Origin of the sequence: Pseudomonas viridiflava, assembly GCF_001642795.1 — a bacterium.
In the GTDB taxonomy this organism is placed as follows: Bacteria; Pseudomonadota; Gammaproteobacteria; order Pseudomonadales; family Pseudomonadaceae; genus Aquipseudomonas; species Aquipseudomonas viridiflava.
Genome location: NZ_LKEH01000031.1, coordinates 1 through 20,162, shown reverse-complemented (window position 1 = coordinate 20,162; position 20,162 = coordinate 1). Strand labels below are relative to the sequence as shown.

At 59.5% G+C, this 20,162-nt stretch carries 18 protein-coding genes; 12 read left to right on the top strand and 6 right to left on the bottom strand.

The genetic code is table 11. The features are described from left to right. Positions 1-49 precede the first annotated feature (49 nt). From nuoC to nuoN, 11 genes are all read left to right on the top strand, one after another. Positions 50-1,831 (top strand): NADH-quinone oxidoreductase subunit C/D, encoded by a 1,782-nt coding sequence (gene nuoC, locus AO065_RS18240; RefSeq protein ID WP_004884655.1) that lies wholly within the window; start codon positions 50-52, stop codon positions 1,829-1,831. Between the two features lie 2 nt (positions 1,832-1,833). After that, positions 1,834-2,331, top strand: coding sequence for an NADH-quinone oxidoreductase subunit NuoE (gene nuoE, locus AO065_RS18235; RefSeq protein WP_004884646.1), 498 nt, complete (start codon positions 1,834-1,836; stop codon positions 2,329-2,331). Next, positions 2,328-3,686, top strand: a complete 1,359-nt coding sequence (nuoF, locus tag AO065_RS18230) for an NADH-quinone oxidoreductase subunit NuoF (RefSeq protein ID WP_004884644.1) — start codon at positions 2,328-2,330, stop codon at positions 3,684-3,686. The genes nuoE and nuoF overlap by 4 nt, the downstream gene beginning before the upstream one ends. 139 nt (positions 3,687-3,825) lie before the next feature. Further along, a complete protein-coding gene (gene nuoG, locus AO065_RS18225; protein WP_004884643.1) occupies positions 3,826-6,543 on the top strand; it encodes an NADH-quinone oxidoreductase subunit NuoG in 2,718 nt (905 codons plus the stop codon). After that, positions 6,540-7,547: an NADH-quinone oxidoreductase subunit NuoH gene (nuoH, locus tag AO065_RS18220; protein ID WP_004884642.1), complete on the top strand. Its 1,008-nt coding sequence runs from the start codon at positions 6,540-6,542 to the stop codon at positions 7,545-7,547. The genes nuoG and nuoH overlap by 4 nt, the downstream gene beginning before the upstream one ends. An 11-nt stretch (positions 7,548-7,558) precedes the next feature. Then, positions 7,559-8,107 carry an NADH-quinone oxidoreductase subunit NuoI gene (gene nuoI / locus AO065_RS18215; protein ID WP_004884641.1) on the top strand — a complete coding sequence of 183 codons (549 nt, stop codon included), beginning with the start codon at positions 7,559-7,561 and terminating at the stop codon, positions 8,105-8,107. Between the two features lie 10 nt (positions 8,108-8,117). Continuing rightward, positions 8,118-8,627 carry an NADH-quinone oxidoreductase subunit J gene (gene nuoJ, locus AO065_RS18210; protein WP_004884640.1) on the top strand — a complete coding sequence of 170 codons (510 nt, stop codon included), beginning with the start codon at positions 8,118-8,120 and terminating at the stop codon, positions 8,625-8,627. Next, a complete protein-coding gene (nuoK, locus tag AO065_RS18205; RefSeq protein WP_002554020.1) occupies positions 8,624-8,932 on the top strand; it encodes an NADH-quinone oxidoreductase subunit NuoK in 309 nt (102 codons plus the stop codon). Before nuoJ ends, nuoK begins: the two co-directional genes overlap by 4 nt. Then, positions 8,929-10,782: an NADH-quinone oxidoreductase subunit L gene (nuoL, locus tag AO065_RS18200; RefSeq protein ID WP_004884639.1), complete on the top strand. Its 1,854-nt coding sequence runs from the start codon at positions 8,929-8,931 to the stop codon at positions 10,780-10,782. Before nuoK ends, nuoL begins: the two co-directional genes overlap by 4 nt. Before the next feature lie 39 nt (positions 10,783-10,821). Beyond that, positions 10,822-12,354: an NADH-quinone oxidoreductase subunit M gene (gene nuoM / locus AO065_RS18195; RefSeq protein ID WP_004884638.1), complete on the top strand. Its 1,533-nt coding sequence runs from the start codon at positions 10,822-10,824 to the stop codon at positions 12,352-12,354. Positions 12,355-12,361: 7 nt separating this feature from the next. Then, complete coding sequence (gene nuoN / locus AO065_RS18190; RefSeq protein WP_004884637.1) at positions 12,362-13,831, top strand: NADH-quinone oxidoreductase subunit NuoN; 1,470 nt, start codon at positions 12,362-12,364, stop codon at positions 13,829-13,831. Between the two features lie 57 nt (positions 13,832-13,888). On the opposite strand, the gene AO065_RS18185 is transcribed toward nuoN, so the two are convergent. From AO065_RS18185 to AO065_RS18160, 6 genes are all read right to left on the bottom strand, one after another. Beyond that, on the bottom strand, positions 13,889-14,953 hold the full coding sequence (locus AO065_RS18185) for an AI-2E family transporter (RefSeq protein ID WP_004884636.1): 1,065 nt from the start codon (positions 14,951-14,953) through the stop codon (positions 13,889-13,891). A 95-nt stretch (positions 14,954-15,048) separates the two neighbouring features. After that, positions 15,049-16,728: a methyl-accepting chemotaxis protein gene (locus tag AO065_RS18180; RefSeq protein ID WP_004884633.1), complete on the bottom strand. Its 1,680-nt coding sequence runs from the start codon at positions 16,726-16,728 to the stop codon at positions 15,049-15,051. A gap of 114 nt (positions 16,729-16,842) precedes the next feature. Further along, on the bottom strand, positions 16,843-18,165 hold the full coding sequence (locus AO065_RS18175) for a sensor histidine kinase (RefSeq protein WP_004884631.1): 1,323 nt from the start codon (positions 18,163-18,165) through the stop codon (positions 16,843-16,845). Then, the gene (locus AO065_RS18170) at positions 18,162-18,830 is read right to left on the bottom strand and encodes a response regulator transcription factor (protein WP_004884625.1); all 669 of its coding nucleotides are present in this window, start codon (positions 18,828-18,830) and stop codon (positions 18,162-18,164) included. The genes AO065_RS18175 and AO065_RS18170 overlap by 4 nt, the downstream gene beginning before the upstream one ends. Beyond that, complete coding sequence (locus AO065_RS18165) at positions 18,830-19,135, bottom strand: PepSY domain-containing protein (protein ID WP_004884624.1); 306 nt, start codon at positions 19,133-19,135, stop codon at positions 18,830-18,832. Before AO065_RS18165 ends, AO065_RS18170 begins: the two co-directional genes overlap by 1 nt. Continuing rightward, the gene (locus AO065_RS18160) at positions 19,135-19,443 is read right to left on the bottom strand and encodes a PepSY domain-containing protein (protein WP_004884622.1); all 309 of its coding nucleotides are present in this window, start codon (positions 19,441-19,443) and stop codon (positions 19,135-19,137) included. Before AO065_RS18160 ends, AO065_RS18165 begins: the two co-directional genes overlap by 1 nt. Before the next feature lie 216 nt (positions 19,444-19,659). Between AO065_RS18160 and queD the strand changes: the two genes are divergently transcribed. Continuing rightward, positions 19,660-20,016, top strand: a complete 357-nt coding sequence (queD, locus tag AO065_RS18155; protein ID WP_004884620.1) for a 6-carboxytetrahydropterin synthase QueD — start codon at positions 19,660-19,662, stop codon at positions 20,014-20,016. Positions 20,017-20,162 lie beyond the last annotated feature (146 nt).

The window sequence follows — 20,162 nt, the reverse complement described above, 5'->3', positions numbered from 1 at the left end:
GACAGGAACCGGGGTTGATTCTGTACGTTGACCGAAGTGATTGAGACCTATGACTGCAGACAACGCTCTGTACATCCCGCCTTACAAGGCTGACGACCAAGACGTCGTCGTTGAACTGAACAACCGTTTTGGCGCCGAGGCCTTCACGGCGCAGACGACCCGCACCGGCATGCCTGTGCTGTGGGTCGAGCGCGCCCGACTGGTGGAAATCCTGACGTTCCTGCGTCAGGTGTCCAAGCCCTATTCCATGCTCTACGACCTGCATGGCGTGGACGAGCGCCTGCGCACTCACCGCCGCGGACTGCCGGGCGCCGACTTCACTGTGTTCTATCACCTGATGTCGATAGAACGTAACAGCGACGTCATGCTCAAGGTAGCGCTGTCGGAAGGCGACCTGAGCGTGCCGACCGTCACCGGTATCTGGCCAAACGCCAACTGGTACGAGCGTGAAGTGTGGGACATGTTCGGGATTGATTTCCCGGGCCACCCGCACCTGACCCGCATCATGATGCCGCCGACCTGGGAAGGTCACCCGCTGCGCAAGGATTTCCCCGCGCGCGCGACCGAATTCGATCCCTACAGCCTGACGCTCGCCAAACAGCAACTGGAAGAAGAAGCCGCGCGCTTCAATCCGGAAGCCTGGGGCATGAAGCGTTCCGGCAAGAACGAGGACTACATGTTCCTCAACCTGGGCCCGAACCACCCGTCGGCCCACGGTGCGTTCCGTATCATCCTGCAGCTGGACGGCGAAGAAATCGTCGACTGCGTCCCGGACATCGGCTATCACCACCGTGGTGCCGAGAAGATGGGCGAACGCCAGTCATGGCACAGTTACATCCCTTACACCGACCGCATCGACTACCTCGGCGGGGTGATGAACAACCTGCCGTACGTGCTTTCGGTCGAGAAACTGGCCGGGATCACCGTGCCAGATCGCGTCAACGTGATTCGTATCATGATGGCCGAGTTCTTCCGCATCACCAGCCACTTGCTGTTCCTGGGTACCTACATCCAGGACGTGGGCGCGATGACCCCGGTGTTCTTCACCTTCACCGACCGCCAGAAGGCGTACACGGTGATCGAAGCCATTACCGGTTTCCGTCTGCACCCGGCCTGGTATCGCATCGGCGGTGTTGCACACGACCTGCCACGCGGCTGGGAAAAACTGGTCAAGGACTTCGTGGACTGGCTGCCAAAGCGCCTCGACGAATACACCAAGGCTGCATTGCAGAACAGCATCCTCAAGGGCCGTACCGTTGGCGTCGCTGCCTACAACACCAAAGAAGCGCTGGACTGGGGCGTTACCGGCCCAAGCCTGCGTGCCACCGGCCTGGACTTCGACCTGCGCAAGGCTCGCCCTTACTCGGGTTACGAGAACTTCGAGTTCGAAGTCCCGCTGGCCGTGCATGGCGATGCCTACGACCGCTGCATGGTGCGCGTGGAAGAAATGCGCCAGAGCATCAAGATCATCGACCAGTGCATGCGCAACATGCCGGCTGGCCCGTACAAGGCGGATCACCCGCTGACCACGCCGCCGCCCAAAGAGCGCACCCTGCAGCACATCGAAACCCTGATCACGCACTTCCTGCAGGTTTCGTGGGGCCCGGTCATGCCGGCCAACGAATCCTTCCAGATGATCGAAGCGACCAAGGGTATCAACAGTTATTACCTGACGAGCGACGGCGGCACCATGAGCTACCGTACCCGGATCCGCACCCCAAGCTTCCCGCACCTGCAGCAGATCCCTTCGGTGATCAAAGGCAGCATGGTCGCGGACTTGATCGCGTACCTGGGTAGTATCGATTTCGTTATGGCCGACGTGGACCGCTAAGCATGAACAGCCCGCTTATCCAGACAGACCGTTTCGCGCTGAGCGAAACAGAGCGCTCGGCCATCGAGCATGAAATGCATCACTACGAGGACCCGCGCGCGGCGTCCATCGAAGCCCTGAAGATCGTTCAGAAGGAACGTGGCTGGGTGCCGGACGGTGCGATCTACGCCATTGGCGATCTGCTGGGCATTCCTGCCAGCGACGTCGAAGGCGTGGCCACTTTCTACAGCCAGATTTTCCGTCAGCCGGTCGGACGCCACATCATCCGTGTCTGCAACAGCATGGTGTGCTTCATCGGCGGCCACGAGTCAGTGGTCGACGAGATCAAGACTTCGCTCGGCATCGGTCTGGGTCAAACCACCGAAGACGGCCGCTTCACTCTGCTGCCCGTTTGCTGCCTGGGCAACTGCGACAAGGCCCCGGCCGTGATGGTCGATGACGATACTTTCGGCGACGTACAGCCTGCTGGCGTTGCCAAGATGCTGGAGGGTTACCTATGACCATCACGTCCTTCGGCCCTGCGAACCGCATTGCGCGCACCGCAGAAACTCATCCGCTGACCTGGCGTCTGCGTGACGACGGCGAGCCGGTGTGGCTTGACGAATATCAGACCAAAGACGGCTACGCAGCAGCACGCAAGGCGTTGCTCCAGCAATCAGCCGACGAAATCGTCCAGTCCGTCAAGGACTCCGGCCTCAAGGGTCGCGGCGGCGCAGGCTTCCCCACTGGCGTGAAGTGGGGCCTGATGCCCAAAGACGAATCCATGAACATCCGCTACCTGCTGTGCAACGCGGACGAAATGGAGCCCAACACTTGGAAGGACCGCATGTTGATGGAGCAACTGCCCCATCTGCTGGTCGAGGGCATGCTGATCAGCGCCAAGGCACTGAAAGCCTATCGCGGCTACATCTTCCTGCGTGGCGAATACGTTACTGCGGCCAAGCACCTGAACCGCGCCGTGGCCGAAGCCAAGGCAGCGGGTCTGCTGGGCAAGAACATTCTGGGCACGGGCTTTGATTTCGAACTGTTCGTGCACACCGGTGCCGGTCGCTACATCTGTGGTGAAGAAACAGCACTGATCAACTCCCTGGAAGGCCGTCGCGCCAACCCGCGTTCCAAGCCGCCCTTCCCCGCTGCCGTGGGTGTCTGGGGCAAGCCGACCTGCGTGAACAACGTTGAAACCCTGTGCAACGTGCCGGCCATCGTCAACAACGGCAACGACTGGTACAAATCGCTCGCCCGCGAAGGCAGTGAAGACCACGGCACCAAGCTGATGGGCTTCTCCGGCAAGGTCAAGAATCCTGGCCTGTGGGAGCTGCCATTCGGCGTACAGGCCCGCGAGCTGTTCGAAGACTATGCGGGTGGCATGCGCGACGGCTTCAAGCTCAAGTGCTGGCAGCCAGGCGGCGCCGGTACCGGTTTCCTGCTGCCTGAACACCTCGACGCTCAGATGTACGCCGGCGGCATCGCCAAGGTCGGTACGCGGATGGGTACCGGTTTGGCCATGGCAGTCGATGACTCGGTGAACATGGTTTCGCTGCTGCGCAACATGGAAGAGTTTTTCGCTCAGGAATCCTGCGGGTTCTGTACGCCATGCCGCGACGGTCTGCCATGGAGCGTGAAGATGCTGCGTGCGATCGAGAACGGTCAGGGCCAGCCGGGCGATATCGAAACCCTGCTGGGTCTCGTCAATTTCCTCGGCCCTGGCAAGACCTTCTGTGCACACGCACCAGGAGCCGTCGAACCGCTGGGCAGTGCGATCAAATACTTCCGTTCCGAGTTCGAAGCCGGTATCGCACCCGCACGACCTGACACGCTGACACCCGGCAAAAGTCCGACCATGGTCGGCGCATAACAAGACACACCGGACGGCGGACTTTTCAAGGCCGCCGTCCTCGTACCTGCTGACGCCCTGACGGGCTGAACGCTGCAGGTGCTACCGAGATTCCATTAGCCACGCCTGCTGACAACGGGCCAACGAAGATCTTTGAACCATGGCTACTATCCACGTAGACGGCAAAGCCCTCGAAGTCGATGGCGCAGACAACCTGTTACAGGCTTGCCTGTCGCTGGGCCTCGATATTCCCTATTTCTGCTGGCACCCTGCCCTGGGCAGCGTTGGCGCCTGTCGCCAATGTGCGGTCAAGCAGTACACCGACGAGAACGACACGCGTGGTCGTATCGTGATGTCCTGCATGACGCCAGCCACCGACAACACCTGGATTTCCATCGAAGACGATGAATCCAAGGCGTTCCGCGCCAGTGTCGTCGAATGGCTGATGACCAACCACCCGCACGACTGCCCGGTCTGCGAAGAAGGCGGTCACTGCCACCTGCAAGATATGACAGTGATGACGGGCCACAACGAGCGCCGTTATCGCTTCACCAAACGCACCCACCAGAATCAGGAGCTGGGGCCGTTCATCGCGCACGAGATGAACCGCTGCATCGCCTGCTATCGCTGCGTCCGTTTCTACAAGGACTATGCGGGCGGTACGGATCTGGGCGTTTACGGCGCACACGACAACGTCTACTTCGGTCGCGTTGAAGACGGCACGCTGGAAAGCGAATTCTCCGGCAACCTCACCGAGGTCTGTCCGACCGGTGTGTTCACCGACAAGACCCACTCCGAGCGCTACAACCGCAAGTGGGACATGCAGTTCTCGCCAAGCATCTGCCATGGCTGCTCCAGCGGCTGCAACATCAGCCCGGGCGAGCGTTATGGCGAACTGCGTCGCATCGAGAACCGCTACAACGGTTCCGTGAACCAGTATTTCCTGTGCGACCGTGGCCGCTTCGGCTATGGCTACGTCAACCGCAAGGATCGTCCTCGCCAGCCACTGCTCGCCAACGGTCAGGTCAAACTGAGCCTGGACGAAGCACTGGACAAGGCGGCCGATCTGCTGCGCGGGCGCAACATCGTGGGCATCGGCTCGCCACGCGCCAGCCTGGAAAGCAACCATGCCCTGCGCGAACTGGTGGGTGCCGAGCACTACTACAGCGGCATCGAGGCCGGTGAGCTGGAGCGTATCCGTCTGATCCTCAAGGTTCTGAACGACAGCCCGCTGCCGGTTCCTACCCTGCGTGACATCGAAGATCACGACGCCATCTTTGTCCTGGGCGAAGACCTGACCCAGACCGCTGCCCGTATGGCATTGGGTCTGCGTCAGGCCGTCAAGGGCAAGGCGGAAGACATGGCTGCGGCCATGAAAGTCCAGCCATGGCTGGACGCTGCCGTGAAGAACATTGGCCAGCACGAGCTGAACCCGCTGTTTATCGCCAGCCTGGCTGAAACCCGTCTGGACGATGTGGCTGAAGAGTGTGTGCATGCTGCGCCGGATGATCTGGCCCGTATCGGTTTCGCCGTTGCCCACGCACTGGATGCCAGCGCGCCGGCCGTCGAAGGCCTGGACAGCGAAGCACTGGAACTGGCCCAACGCATTGCCGACGCCCTGCTCGCTGCCAAGCGTCCACTGATCATTTCCGGCAGCTCGCTGGGTTCGACCGCACTGATCGAAGCCGCCGCGAACATCGCCAAGGCCTTGAAGCTGCGCGACAAGCAAGGCTCCATCAGCCTGATCGTGCCGGAAGCCAACAGCATGGGTCTGGCCATGTTCGGCGGTGAGTCGGTTGACGCTGCGCTGCAAGCTGTCATTTCCGGCAAGGCCGACGCGATCGTGGTGCTGGAAAACGACCTTTATCGCCGCGTCGATGCCTCGCTGGTTGACGCTGCACTGAGCGCCGCGAAAGTGGTGATCGTTGCCGATCATCAGAAAACGCCGACTTCCGATCGTGCCCATCTGGTTCTGCCCGCTGCCAGCTTCGCCGAAGGCGACGGTACGCTGGTCAGCCAGGAAGGCCGTGCCCAGCGCTTCTTCCAGGTGTTCGATCCAACCTACCTGGATGCCAGCATCATGATCCATGAGGGCTGGCGCTGGCTGCATGCACTGCGTGCGACCCTGCTCAACAAGCCGGTGGACTGGACACAACTCGACCATGTCACCGAAGCCTGCGCCAGCAGCTCTCCGCAACTGGCCGGTATCGTCAATGCCGCACCGTCAGCTTCGTTCCGCATAAAAGGCCTGAAACTGGCTCGCGAGCCCCTGCGTTACAGCGGTCGTACCTCCATGCGCGCCAACATCAGCGTTCATGAACCGCGCACCTCGCAAGACAAGGACACCGCGTTTGCCTTCTCCATGGAAGGTTATTCGGGTTCTGCCGAGCCGCGCCAGCAAGTGCCGTTCGCCTGGTCTCCGGGCTGGAACTCGCCACAGGCCTGGAACAAGTTCCAGGACGAAGTCGGTGGTCATCTGCGTGCTGGCGATCCGGGCACACGCCTGATCGAAAGCAAGGGCGACGGCCTGTCCTGGTTCGCCAGCGTTCCTCGTGCTTTTGCACCAGAGCGTGGCACCTGGCAGGTTGTGCCGTTCTTCCACCTGTTCGGCAGCGACGAAACCTCGTCTCTGGCGGCACCGGTTCAGGAGCGCATTCCACAGGCCTACGTGGCACTGGCCAAGTCGGAAGCGGATCGTCTGGGCGTCAACGAAGGCGCGCTGATCTCGCTCAATGTCGCGGGTCAGACTCTGAAGTTGCCGCTGCGCATCAACGAAGAACTCGGCGCCGGTCTGGTTGCACTGCCGGCAGGTCTGCCGGGCATTCCTCCGGCAGTGTTCGGCAAATCCGTTGACGGTCTGCAGGAGGCAGCGCAATGACCTGGTTCACCCCTGAAGTGATTGACGCAATCATCGCGGTCGTCAAGGCCATCGTGGTGTTGCTGGCCGTCGTTGTCTGCGGTGCGTTGCTCAGTTTCGTGGAACGTCGCCTGCTGGGCTGGTGGCAGGACCGTTACGGTCCGAACCGCGTCGGCCCGTTCGGCATGTTCCAGATCGCTGCCGACATGCTGAAAATGTTCTTCAAGGAAGACTGGACGCCTCCGTTCGCCGACAAGGTGATCTTCACCCTGGCGCCGGTCGTGGCCATGAGTGCCCTGCTGATCGCGTTCGCCGTGATCCCGATCACTCCCACCTGGGGCGTGGCGGATCTGAACATCGGCCTGCTGTTCTTTTTCGCCATGGCCGGTCTCTCGGTGTATGCGGTGCTGTTCGCTGGCTGGTCGAGCAATAACAAGTTCGCCCTGCTGGGCAGCTTGCGTGCCTCGGCGCAGACCGTGTCCTACGAAGTGTTCATGGGCCTGGCGCTGATGGGCATCGTGGTCCAGGTCGGCTCGTTCAACATGCGCGACATCGTCGAATATCAGGCGCAGAACCTGTGGTTCATCATTCCGCAGTTCTTTGGCTTCTGTACGTTCTTCATCGCAGGCGTGGCAGTGACTCACCGTCACCCATTCGACCAGCCGGAAGCCGAGCAGGAACTGGCCGACGGTTACCACATCGAATATGCCGGCATGAAATGGGGCATGTTCTTCGTTGGCGAATACATCGGCATCATTCTGATCTCGGCGTTGCTGGTGACCCTGTTCTTCGGCGGCTGGCACGGCCCGTTCGATATCCTGCCATCGCTGGCCTTCTTCTGGTTCGCCTTGAAAACCGCGTTCTTCATCATGCTGTTCATTCTGTTGCGCGCTTCCATTCCGCGCCCACGTTATGACCAGGTCATGGACTTCAGCTGGAAATTCTGTCTGCCGCTGACCCTGATCAATTTGCTGGTGACTGCTGCGATTGTGTTGTTGAACACACCGGCAGGCTCGGTTCAGTGAGGATTTGACCCATGTTCAAATATATTGGCGACATCGTTAAGGGTACTGGTACCCAATTGCGCAGCCTGGTGATGGTGTTCGGTCACGGCTTCCGCAAACGCGACACCCTGCAATACCCCGAGGAGCAGGTTTACCTGCCGCCCCGCTACCGTGGCCGTATCGTTCTGACGCGTGACCCCGATGGTGAAGAGCGCTGCGTGGCCTGCAACCTGTGCGCCGTGGCCTGCCCGGTGGGCTGCATTTCGTTGCAGAAGGCGGAGAAAGAGGACGGCCGCTGGTATCCGGACTTCTTCCGCATCAACTTCTCACGCTGCATTTTCTGCGGTCTGTGTGAAGAAGCCTGCCCGACCACCGCAATCCAGCTTACGCCGGACTTCGAGATGGCCGACTTCAAACGTCAGGATCTGGTGTACGAGAAGGAAGATCTGCTGATCTCCGGCCCCGGCAAGAACCCCGACTACAACTTCTACCGCGTTGCGGGCATGGCCGTTGCCGGCAAGCCCAAGGGCTCCGCGCAGAACGAAGCCGAGCCGATCAACGTCAAGAGCTTGCTGCCTTAAGGAAGTAAAGATGGAATTCGCTTTCTATTTCGCATCCGGTATCGCTGTCGTGTCCACCCTGCGGGTGATCACGAACACGAATCCGGTGCACGCCCTGCTCTACCTGATCATTTCGCTGATCGCCGTCGCCATGACGTTCTTCAGTCTTGGCGCACCGTTCGCCGGTGTGCTGGAAGTCATCGCCTACGCTGGCGCTATCATGGTGCTGTTCGTGTTCGTGGTCATGATGCTCAACCTTGGCCCGGCCTCGGTCGAGCAGGAACGTACCTGGCTGAAGCCGGGTATCTGGCTCGGTCCGGTCATCCTCGGCGTGTTGTTGCTGGCAGAGCTGCTGTATGTGCTGTTCGCCAACCAGACCGGCGCTGCCATCGGTCACACCACGGTCGACGCCAAGGCGGTCGGTATCAGCCTGTTCGGGCCTTATCTGCTCGTCGTGGAACTTGCCTCGATGCTGCTGCTTGCAGCTGCAGTCACGGCATTCCACCTGGGCCGCAACGAGGCGAAGGAGCCAAGCCAATGAATGCTATCCCTCTGGAACACGGCCTGGCGGTTGCCGGTGTCCTGTTCTGCCTCGGCCTGGTCGGCCTGATGGTGCGACGCAACATTCTCTTCGTGTTGATGAGCCTCGAAATCATGATGAACGCCTCAGCTCTGGCGTTCGTCGTTGCCGGCAGCCGCTGGGCGCAGCCGGATGGACAGGTCATGTTCATCCTGGTGATCAGCCTTGCAGCCGCCGAGGCCAGTATTGGCCTGGCGATCCTGATGCAACTGTATCGCCGCTTCCACACGCTCGATATCGACGCTGCCAGTGAGATGCGCGGATGAATCTTCTCTTTCTGACTTTTGTATTTCCCCTCATCGGTTTCCTGCTGCTGTCGTTTTCACGCGGCCGCATTTCGGAAAACCTGGCAGCGCTGATCGGCGTCGGCTCCATCGGGCTCTCGGCCATCGTTGCGGCCTGGGTCATCTGGCAGTTCAACGTCGCACCGCCGGAGGGTGGTCATTACACCCAGGTGCTGTGGCGCTGGATGGACGTGGATGGCTTCCAGCCCAACTTCGCGCTGTATCTGGACGGCCTGTCCGTCACGATGCTGGGTGTCGTGGTCGGCGTAGGTTTCCTGATCCACCTGTTCGCGTCCTGGTACATGCGCGGTGAAGCGGGCTACTCGCGCTTCTTCTCCTACACCAACCTGTTCATTGCCAGCATGTTGTTCCTGATCCTGGGCGACAACCTGCTGTTCATCTACTTCGGTTGGGAAGGCGTAGGCCTGTGCAGCTACCTGTTGATCGGTTTCTATTACAGCAACCGCAACAACGGCAACGCAGCCCTCAAAGCGTTCATCGTGACCCGTATTGGCGACGTGTTCATGGCCATCGGCCTGTTCATCCTGTTCCAGCAACTGGGTACGCTGAACGTTCAGGAGCTGCTGGTAAGGGCGCCGGAGCACTTCAAGGTCGGCGATTTCTGGATCGTATTGGCGACGCTGATGCTGCTCGGTGGTGCTGTCGGTAAATCCGCACAGCTGCCACTGCAGACCTGGCTGGCGGACGCGATGGCCGGTCCTACCCCGGTTTCCGCACTGATCCACGCCGCGACCATGGTAACGGCTGGTGTCTACCTGATCGCCCGTACCCACGGCCTGTTTGCTCTGGCTCCGGACATTCTGCATCTGGTTGGCATCGTCGGTGGCGTCACTCTGGTACTGGCGGGTTTCGCAGCACTGGTACAGACCGATATCAAACGTATCCTCGCCTACTCGACCATGAGCCAGATCGGCTACATGTTCCTGGCGCTGGGTGTTGGCGCATGGGAAGGCGCGATCTTCCACCTGATGACGCACGCGTTCTTCAAGGCGCTGCTGTTCCTCGCATCGGGTGCCGTGATCGTTGCCTGCCACCACGAGCAGAACATCTTCAAGATGGGCGGCCTGTGGAAGAAACTGCCACTGGCCTACGCCAGCTTCATTGTCGGTGGTGCCGCTCTGTCTGCCCTACCGCTGCTGACCGCCGGTTTCTACTCCAAGGACGAGATCCTCTGGGAAGCGTTCGCCAGCGGTAACAACGGTCTGTTGTACGCTGGCCTGGTCGGTGCGTTCATGACCTCGCTGTACACCTTCCGCCTGATCTTCATCGCGTTCCATGGTGAAGCCAAGACCGAAGCGCACGCGGGTCACGGCATCGCTCACTGGCTGCCACTGTCGGTGCTGATCGTGCTGTCGACCTTCATCGGCGCGCTGATCACGCCTCCGCTGGCCGGCGTACTGCCGCAAAGCGTTGGCCATGCCGGTGGCGAAGCCAAGCACAGCCTGGAAATCGCCTCGGGTGCCATCGCACTGGCGGGCATCCTGCTGGCGGCACTGCTGTTCCTCGGCAAGCGTCGTCTGGTGACGGCCATTGCCAACAGCGGTCCCGGCCGTTTCCTGTCAGCCTGGTGGTTCGCCGCCTGGGGCTTCGACTGGATCTACGACAAGCTCTTCGTCAAACCTTATCTGGCGATCAGTCATCTGCTGCGTAGCGATCCGTTCGACCGCACCATCGGCTTGATCCCACGTCTGGTCAAAGGCGGTCATGACACCATGAGCCGTACCGAGACCGGCCAGCTGCGTTGGTATGCTGCCTCGATTGCCGTGGGTGCCGTTCTGGTACTCGGTGCCGTCATTCTGGTTGCGGTCTGACATGAACCTTGCGAATTTGCGAAAGGAATTGAGCCCGTCATGATTCTGCCTTGGCTAATCCTGATCCCCTTTATCGGCGGCCTGCTGTGCTGGCTGGGTGAGCGCTTCGGCCCTACCCTTCCGCGCTGGATCGCGCTGCTGACCATGACCCTCGAACTGGCCCTGGGCCTCTGGCTCTGGGCCACCGGCAACTTCGGCTACGCGCCGGTGCCCGGCGCGGATCCGACCTGGACCCTGGAATTCCATCAGCCGTGGATCACCCGTTTCGGCATCGACGTACACCTGGCGCTTGATGGCCTGTCGTTGCTGATGATTCTGCTGACCGGCCTGCTCGGCGTGCTGTCGGTGCTCTGCTCCTGGAAAGAGATTCAGCGCAAGGTGGGCTTCTTCCACCTGAACCTGATGTGGATCCTGGGCGGTGTGGTTGGCGTGTTCCTCGCCATCGACCTGTTCATGTTCTTCTTCTTCTGGGAAATGATGCTGGTGCCGATGTACTTCCTCATCGCGCTCTGGGGTCACAGCTCGGCAGACGGCAAGAAGACCCGTATTTACGCTGCGACCAAGTTCTTCATCTTCACTCAGGCCAGCGGTCTGATCATGCTGGTGGCGATTCTGGGTCTGGTGCTGGTGCACTTCAATCAGACCGGCGTGATCACCTTCGCCTACGCCGACCTGTTGAAAACCAAGCTGGCACCGGGTACCGAGTACATTCTGATGCTGGGCTTCTTCATCGCGTTTGCGGTGAAGCTGCCGGTCGTGCCGTTCCATTCCTGGCTGCCGGATGCTCACGCTCAGGCGCCGACAGCGGGTTCCGTCGATCTGGCGGGTATCCTGCTGAAGACTGCGGCCTACGGCCTGCTGCGTTTCGCGCTGCCTCTGTTCCCGAATGCCTCGGCAGAGTTCGCGCCGATCGCAATGACGCTCGGTCTGGTCGGCATCTTCTACGGTGCCTTCCTGGCTTTTGCACAGACCGACATCAAGCGTCTGATCGCGTTTTCCAGCGTCTCGCACATGGGTTTCGTACTGATCGGCATTTACTCCGGCAGCCAGCAGGCTCTGCAAGGCGTCGTCGTGCAGATGCTGGCGCATGGTCTGTCGGCCGCTGCGCTGTTTATCCTCAGTGGTCAGTTGTACGAGCGCCTGCACACGCGTGACATGCGCGAGATGGGTGGCCTCTGGTCGCGCATCGCCTACCTGCCGGCCATCAGCCTGTTCTTTGCAGCCGCCTCCCTGGGTCTGCCGGGCACCGGTAACTTCGTCGGTGAGTTCCTGATCCTGCTGGGCAGTTTTGTCAGCTCGCCATGGGTCACGGCCATTGCCACTTCCGGTCTGGTATTCGGTTCTGTCTACTCGCTGATCATGATCCACCGCGCCTATTTCGGCCCGTCCAAATCGGACGAGATTCTCAAGGGCATGGATGGACGGGAAATGATCATGGTGCTGGGCCTTGCCGTGTTGCTGATCGTGCTCGGGGTCTTCCCGCAGCCGATCCTCGACACCTCGGCAGCGACCATGCACGGCGTGCAGCAATGGCTAGGCACTGCCTTCACTCAACTCGCTTCGGCCCGGTAAGAGCGCTATGGACCTGACGATTCAACACTTTATTGCGCTTGCGCCGCTGCTGATTACCAGCCTCACCATCGTTGTGGTGATGCTGGCAATCGCGTGGCGCCGCAATCACTCGCAAACCTTTCTGCTTTCGGTAGCGGGTCTGAACCTGGCCCTGCTTTCCATTTACCCGGCCTTGAAAGTCGCCCCGCTGGCGGTTACACCGCTGCTGCAGATCGACAACTTCGCCTGCCTGTACATGGCGATCATCCTCGCTTCTACCCTGGCCTGCGTCACCATGGCACACGCCTATCTGGGCGACGCCAAGGTCGGGTATCCGGGCAACCGCGAAGAACTCTACCTGCTGATCCTGCTGGCAGCCGCTGGCGGTCTGGTTCTGGTGAGCGCTCAGCATCTGGCTGGCCTGTTCATCGGTCTGGAGCTGTTGTCGGTGCCGGTCTACGGTCTGGTGGCCTATGCCTTCTTCAACAAGCGTTCGCTGGAAGGCGGCATCAAGTACATGGTGCTGTCGGCTGCGGGTTCGGCTTTCCTGCTGTTCGGTATGGCGTTGCTGTACGCAGAAGCAGGCTCGCTGAGCTTCGAAGGTATCGGCAAGGCCATCGCTGCGACCGGCATGCCGAGCCCGATTGCCAGCCTGGGCCTGGCGATGATGCTGGTCGGCCTGGCATTCAAGCTGTCGCTCGTGCCCTTCCACCTCTGGACGCCAGACGTCTACGAAGGTGCTCCGGCTCCGGTTGCTGCGTTCCTGGCCACCGCCAGCAAGGTCGCGGTGTTCGCCGTACTGGTGCGTCTGTTCCAGATCTCGCCGGCCGCGAGCAGTGGCGTGCTGCAGGACGTGCTGGCAGTCATCGCGGTGGCTTCGATTCTGGTCGGTAACCTGCTGGCACTGACTCAGACCAACCTCAAGCGTCTGCTGGGCTACTCCTCTATCGCGCACTTCGGTTACCTGATGATCGCCTTGGTCGCAAGCAAAGGCATGGCGGTCGAAGCCATCGGCGTTTATCTGGCGACTTACGTGCTGACCTCCCTGGGCAGCTTCGGTGTGATCACCATGATGTCGTCGCCTTACAGCGGTCGCGATGCCGATGCGATGTTTGAGTACCGTGGTCTGTTCTGGCGTCGCCCGTACCTGACCGCTGTCATGACCCTGATGCTGTTGTCGCTGGCGGGTATTCCGCTGACGGCTGGCTTCATCGGCAAGTTCTACATGATCGCGACGGGCGTCGAGTCCCAGCTGTGGTGGCTGGTCGGTGCATTGGTACTGGGCAGCGCCATCGGCCTGTTCTACTACCTGCGCGTCATGGTCACGATGTACCTGGTCGATGCCAAGCTGCCGCGTCACGACGCAGCCTTCAACTGGGCGCAGCGCACCGGTGGCGTGATGCTGCTGGCGGTGGCGATCCTGACCTTCGTGCTGGGTGTTTACCCGCAACCGTTGCTGGATCTGGTGGTCAACGCGGGCATTCACATGCCGGGCTGATTACCTGAACATAAAAAACCCTGCTATCGAGCAGGGTTTTTTTTGCCTTCAATAAACCTAGCCCGGCAATCGAACCGGTTTCTTCGCACCGCTGAACAAGCCCCAGGTGGAGATGAACAGCGCTGCAATCAATGGACCGATCACAAAGCCATTCAGACCGAATACCGACATCCCGCCCAGCGTAGAGATCAGAATCAGGTAGTCCGGCATCTTGGTGTCCTTGCCGACCAGAATCGGACGCAGCACGTTGTCTACCAGGCCAATGACAAACACGCCGAAAAGACCCAGTACAACGCCCTGCCAGATCATGCCACTGAGCAGGAAGTACAACGCAACAGGCGCCCAGACGATCCCCGCCCCCACCGCTGGCAGCAAGGACAGAAAGGCCATGATGACAGCCCAGAGCAACGCGCTCGGGATATCCAGCGCCCAGAAAATGAACCCGCCCAGCGCGCCCTGCGTCACCGCTACGACCACGTTGCCTTTGACTGTGGCACGCACGACACGGGTGAATTTGAGCTGCAGACGACGCTTCTGCTGTTCGGCCAGCGGAACCGCGTTGCGCATCTTGCGGACCAGCTCGTGGCCGTCTCGCAGGAAGAAATAGAGCAGGTACAGCATGATAAAAAAGCTCACCACAAAATCGAAGGTCCCTTGCCCGAAACTGAAGGCCTGAGTCGCCAGATACTGGCTGCCCTGCATCGCGCCCTTGGCAATCTTGTCACGCAGTCCCTCAAGGTCGCCCATGCCAAGCCGGTCAAGCAACGCCTGCAGCGAGTGAGGCAGCAAGGTCTTGAATTCAGCCAGATAGCCCGCGATATCCAGTTGCCCGGTCTCGACATTTTTATAGAGCGTGGTGCCTTCCTGAACCAGCAACGCACTGATGATGATCACCGGCAGAATCGCGATGACCAGACAGATCATCAGCGTGCACAGGGATGTCAGGTTGCGTGACCAGCCAAATCGAAGCAACAGCCTGCGCTGAAGCGGCGCAAAGATGATGCCGAGGATAACGGCCCAGAATACCGCGCCGTAGAACGGCAGCAGAATCCAGATGAAGGCGATGGTCACCCCCACCAGTAGCAGAAGTAGTGTCTTGTATTGCTGTACGGTTTCGTTCATGTCCAGTCCATGTCATTAGACCGCGCATTGCGCGCGGTCTAGCTGTTAGTCAGCGGACAAACGTACGAGTGCCATGGGAAACGATGACAGCCGGGTCAAACCCGAAATTGGCCCACCAGTCCACCCAGACGTGAACCCAGTTCGGCAAGACTGCGCGACGTCTGCGCACTTTGCCGGGTTTCGTCTGCCACGCTTTCGACCGCTCCGGCGATCTGGTGGACACTGCGATTGATTTCTTCCGCCACGGCCGTCTGCTCTTCAGCCGCACTCGCGATTTGAGCGTTCATCGAATTGATGGTCGCAATCAGTTCGCCTATCGTGCTCAGCGATAGCCCGGCCTCGTTGGCCTGGGTCGACGTCCCGTCACCGGCCTCACTGGAACGGCGCATGGCCGAGACGGCTTCCTGTGTACCGTGCTGCAGACGGTCGATCATCCCCTGAATTTCCTGCGTGCTCTGCTGAGTGCGGCTGGCAAGCGCTCGCACCTCGTCTGCCACCACGGCAAAGCCACGACCCGCTTCCCCTGCTCTTGCGGCCTCGATGGCGGCATTGAGGGCCAGCAGATTGGTCTGCTCGGCAATGGAGCGAATCACACCGAGCACGCTGACAATCGAGGAAACGTCCTGCTGCAGGCTGTCCAGCGATGTACCGCTCTTGCGGATGTCGTCCACCAGTGCGTGGATCTGCCGAATGCTGCCGTCGACGACACGCTTGGCGGTGCGCCCCTGCTCATCGGTCTGCTGAGCAGCCACCGAAGCAGCCTGCGCGCTCTTGGCGACCTCTTGTGCGGCGGCTGACATCTCGTTGATGGCGGTGGCCACTTGATCGGTCTCGTGGCGCTGACGCTCCATTGCGCTTTCTGAACGTTGCGCCTGCGACGACACTTCACTCACCAGCCCATTCAACTGCCCGGTCATTTCAGTGACCTGCCGAACCATCCCATGGATCTTGTCCACGAAACGGTTGAAAGATGTGGCAAGCTCACCCAGTTCATCGTTACTGGTCACCGCCAGACGACGTGTCAGATCGCCTTCGCCTGCAGCGATGTCATCGAGGTTGTCTTTCATCAGGCGTAGCGGGCGCAACAACGTGCCGGTCAGCAGCATGCCGGCGATGCTGATGACCACCAGGACCAGCAACGTGATGCCGAGGATGCTGTAGAGCATCTCCTGCAAGCGTGCTTCAACGTTCTGCCTGACGACGGCAACCTGAGCATCGATGCCGTCCAGATTGACCGCAGAGCCTACCACCAGGTCCCATTTGGGCAGGTACTCGGTGTAACCGATCTTGGGCACTGGTTCGGTCTTGCCGGGCAGCGCCGAGGAATACATCACGTAATGGGTCCCCGCCTTGCCGACGGCAACCAGTTCGCGATTGAGGTAGACCCCATTCGGATCGCGCACGTCATTGAAGCTCTTGCCCAGACCGTCGGGATTGGTACTTCTGAAAATACGGATGACCTGGGAATCGTAACCGAAGAGATAGCCATCCTTGCCGTAGGAGACTGCGGAGAGCAGCTTGATGGCCGTGGCCCTCGCGGTTTCGTCACCGGGAGCGGACGCCTCGTAAAGGGGTTTGATGGCAGTCATCGCAATGGCGACGTAGTTTTGCAGAGTGGTCTTGGCCTCGGAGAGCAAGCGCTCTCGCGTGTCGCTGACTTCTCGGTCAGCCTGCTGGTGCAACATGAACACTGTGGTCGCACTGATCACCAGCCCGAACATCAGAACCGGCAGTATCGCCAGTGACAGCACCTTGGCTTTCAGACTAAGACGCATAGGATTGGCCTTATGGTTATTTTTATAAAGTCAGGTATACCTCTCTGTTATCGGCGGCCGTGTCTGAACATTAAGACCTGTCCTGATTTTCTGTCAGGTTGAGCTGAAGACGCTTCAAGGGGCGGTTCGCTCGGGAAGATCGATCTGTACCCGCAGTCCATGCAGCGGGCTGTCGAGCAACTGGAGCTGGCCACCCCAGGCCTCCACGATGTCACGAACGATACCCAGACCGAGACCGTGCCCGGTGATCTGCTCATCCAGACGGGCGCCCCGGCTGAACACCTCTGCGCGTCGAGACTCCGGAATACCGGGACCATCATCGTCAATCAGCAAACGGAAGCCCTGATCCTGACGCAGGATATCCAGTTGCACCTCGCTGTCCGCCCACTTGCAGGCGTTATCCAACAGGTTACCCAGCAACTCGAGAATGTCTTCCCGGTCCCAGGGCAAATACATGCCGCCTTGCACCTTGTTGACCAGGTCCAGATGACCGCCGTGAATCATGCCTAGCGTGGAGAAAAGTCCGGGCAACTCGGCGTCGCAATCAAAGCGCGCGCCAGGCAGCGCGTCACCGGAAAGCCGGGCGCGGTTGAGCTCGCGTTCCAGACGCAGTCGAATGTTTTCAAGCTGTTCCTGAAGGGTTTTGCGCAGCGCCGGGTTGTGGTCGAGTTGATTACTCAACGCAAGACTGAGCAGCACCGCCAAAGGGGTCTTGAGCGCATGCCCCAGATTACCCAGCGCATTGCGCGAGCGTTTGAGGCTGTCTTCGGTATGGGCGAGCAGATGGTTGATCTGGGCAACCAGCGGTTCAAGCTCCAGCGGCACATGTTCGTCCAGTTGGGAGCGCTGACCTTGCTGAAGTTGCGAAATCTGTTCACGAACGGTTTCCAGCGGCCTTAACGCTCTGAAGACAGTCACACGCTGCAGCACCAGAACCAGTATCAATGCGGCAAGCCCCAGCCCCAGACCGATCTGCTGCATCCGGCGGAAACTGGCTTTGACCGGCGTGTAATCCTGAGCCACGGTGATCGTGATCTTCTTACCGAACTTTCGGTATTCCGCGGTCAGCATCAGCAACGACTGACCTGTCTGGCCCAGTTCAAAGTTAGCATGCAAACCGACAGGGCCTGACTCGGGCAATTCGAAATCCCACAGCGAACGAGACCGCCAGTGACCTTGCGGCAGATCCATACGGAAGTAATGTCCGGACAGTGGACGCTGATAGGCACCTGAAAGACGATGATCATCCAGTTGCAGACCTGCCGGTCCGCGAACCAGCGCGACGAGCAGGTTCTCGCTTTCGTTACGCAGACCCGATTCCAGATAGCGCTGCAGGCCCAGTTCGAAGAGCCAGAGGCTGGTCTGCGCCATGACCAGTCCCACGACGACCATGACGGCAATCAGGCCCAGGCTCAACCGCCGCTGTATGGACTTCAACCGCCTGCTCCACCATATACATAGCCCTGACCACGGCGCGTCTCGATCACACCTTTCCCAAGCTTGCGACGCAGGTGGTTGACGTGCACCTCGATCACATTGGAATCACGCTCGTTTTCACCATCGTATAAATGCTCGGAAAGATGGCTTTTGGAGAGGATCTGCTCGGGATGCAGCATGAAGTAACGCAGCAAACGAAACTCGGCCGACGTGAGCTGAATATCGGCACCATCTAGCGATACGGATTGCCGCCCCTCGTCCAGTTTCAGGCCTGCTGCTTCCAGCGTGGGCTGGTTGGCCAGCCCGTGGGAGCGGCGCAACAATGCCTGAATGCGCAGTTGAAGCTCTTCAGGATGGAAGGGCTTGGTCAGGTAGTCATCTGCACCGGCTTTAAGCCCTTCGATGCGCTCGGACCAGGAGCCGCGAGCAGTCAGTATGAGCACCGGAATGGCAAGTCCACCGCTTCGCCATTGCTCAAGTACTTCAAGACCGGGCATGCCGGGCAAACCCAGGTCCAGAACGATGAGGTCATAAGGTTCGCTTGCACCCTGATAAACCGCATCACGCCCATCGGCCAACCAGTCAACCGCGTAGCCTTGCCGCCCGAGTGCAGCGATGAGTTCATCCGCCAAGGGCACGTGGTCTTCAACCAGTAACAGCCGCATCAATCTTCCTCGTCTTTCAGCAGTCGGCTATCGCGAGCGTCAAACTTCAGCTCACGAACAACGCCCTGCGGGGTCAGCAATTCAAATTCGTACACGTAGACATCGTGTTTCTCTTCAAGCTCAGCCTCAAGCAGCTTGGAGCCCGGGTGAAGGCCCAACGCATGCTCGATGAACTGCTCAAGGGGCAAGATGACGCCCTGCTGTCTCAGCCTGAGGGCTTCATCCTGATTCAGGTCTCTGGCATACGCAAAGGAACAAACCAGGCTCAGACCAAGGATTGCGCAGAGAGGCTTGTCAACATTCATTAATTATCCTGATGATTCCGGAAGACGTGACCTGTGACGGCATCTATTTCGACGTCCCACTCAACGTTTTTAGCGTCCAGCAGCTCGACTTTGTAAACATACCTGCCGTACTGGTTCTTCAGCTCTGTGTCGATGATCCTGGCGCCTGGATGCGTGGACAGTGCCTGGGCATCAAGGTGTTCGTAACGCTGAAGCGTCCCCGCACTGCTCAGTCGCAAGACCTCGTCGGGATCAATATTGCGTGCGTGGATCATACAGGCAGTCATTGAAAGCGCTAAGGCAGTCAAGAATGTGATCGGCATTTTCATTATTGGAAGGCTCCATGGCGGCCGATGCTTTTATGGCAACCATCATAACGCCGGGAACTTAATTCAAACTGAACACTTATGGCTAGGAGCCATCACCTTAAGGCGTTCAAACCGCCCTTCCCTCTCCGCGATCATGGAGTTTCAAACCATTGCTGTTAAACTCGCGTACTGCATTTGTCGCATCAGCGATCGCCATTTTCCTAGAGCTAATACATTTTGGAAATCTTTAAAGAGTTTACATTTGAGTCAGCCCACCGCCTCCCACACGTACCGGAAGGCCACAAGTGTGGACGCTTGCATGGGCATTCCTTTCGCGTGGGCATTCACCTGGCAGGCAAGGTAGATCCGCACACGGGATGGATACGGGACTTCTCTGAAATCAAGGCGATCTTCAAGCCTTTGTACGAGCGCCTCGATCACAACTACCTCAATGACATCCCGGGCCTTGAAAATCCGACCAGTGAGAATCTGGCGAAATGGATCTGGAATGAATTGAAGCCTCTTCTACCTGAACTCTCGGCGGTCCGTATTCACGAAACCTGCACGAGCGGGTGTGAGTACCGCGGAGAGTGATATCAAAACCACCTTGAACAGGTGGTTTTTTTTGCCCTGAATATAGAGGCGTCAGAGATATTTCAGCGCCCAAAAACAAAACCCCTCACCGCGTAAGCGATGAGGGGTTCTGGAATTGAATCTTGACGATGACCTACTCTCACATG